General features: G+C 51.0%; 1 rRNA gene. It reads right to left on the reverse strand.

The features are described 5' to 3' along the window. Window positions 1-1,151: ribosomal RNA gene (locus EP1_RS13150) — 16S ribosomal RNA — on the reverse strand; the annotation flags it as partial. Window positions 1,152-1,234: the final 83 nt, after the last annotated feature.

Raw genomic sequence — 1,234 nt, forward strand, 5'->3', positions numbered from 1 at the left:
TGATGGCAACTAACAATAAGGGTTGCGCTCGTTGCGGGACTTAACCCAACATCTCACGACACGAGCTGACGACAACCATGCACCACCTGTCACTTTGCCCCCGAAGGGGAAGCTCTATCTCTAGAGTGGTCAAAGGATGTCAAGACCTGGTAAGGTTCTTCGCGTTGCTTCGAATTAAACCACATGCTCCACCGCTTGTGCGGGCCCCCGTCAATTCCTTTGAGTTTCAACCTTGCGGTCGTACTCCCCAGGCGGAGTGCTTAATGCGTTAGCTGCAGCACTGAAGGGCGGAAACCCTCCAACACTTAGCACTCATCGTTTACGGCGTGGACTACCAGGGTATCTAATCCTGTTTGCTCCCCACGCTTTCGAGCCTCAGCGTCAGTTACAGACCAGAGAGCCGCCTTCGCCACTGGTGTTCCTCCATATATCTACGCATTTCACCGCTACACATGGAATTCCACTCTCCTCTTCTGCACTCAAGTTTCCCAGTTTCCAATGACCCTCCCCGGTTGAGCCGGGGGCTTTCACATCAGACTTAAGAAACCGCCTGCGCTCGCTTTACGCCCAATAAATCCGGACAACGCTTGCCACCTACGTATTACCGCGGCTGCTGGCACGTAGTTAGCCGTGGCTTTCTGGTTAGATACCGTCAAGGGATGAACATTTTACTCTCATCCTTGTTCTTCTCTAACAACAGAGTTTTACGATCCGAAAACCTTCTTCACTCACGCGGCGTTGCTCGGTCAGACTTTCGTCCATTGCCGAAGATTCCCTACTGCTGCCTCCCGTAGGAGTTTGGGCCGTGTCTCAGTCCCAATGTGGCCGATCACCCTCTCAGGTCGGCTATGCATCGTTGCCTTGGTGAGCCGTTACCTCACCAACTAGCTAATGCACCGCGGGTCCATCCATCAGTGACGCAAAAGCGCCTTTCAAAGTAAAACCATGCGGTTTTACTTGTTATACGGTATTAGCACCTGTTTCCAAGTGTTATCCCCTTCTGATGGGCAGGTTACCCACGTGTTACTCACCCGTTCGCCACTCTTTTTCTTTCGGTGGAGCAAGCTCCGGTGAAAGAAAAAGCGTTCGACTTGCATGTATTAGGCACGCCGCCAGCGTTCGTCCTGAGCCAGGATCAAACTCTCATATAAAGTGTTTGAAACAATCTTGCGATTGTTAAGCTCAATTGTAATAATTGACTTGCTAGCATATTGCTTGCTATGTTGTTTGCTTC

This window comes from Enterococcus pseudoavium NBRC 100491, assembly GCF_001544295.1.
GTDB classification, from domain to species: Bacteria; Bacillota; Bacilli; order Lactobacillales; family Enterococcaceae; genus Enterococcus_A; species Enterococcus_A pseudoavium.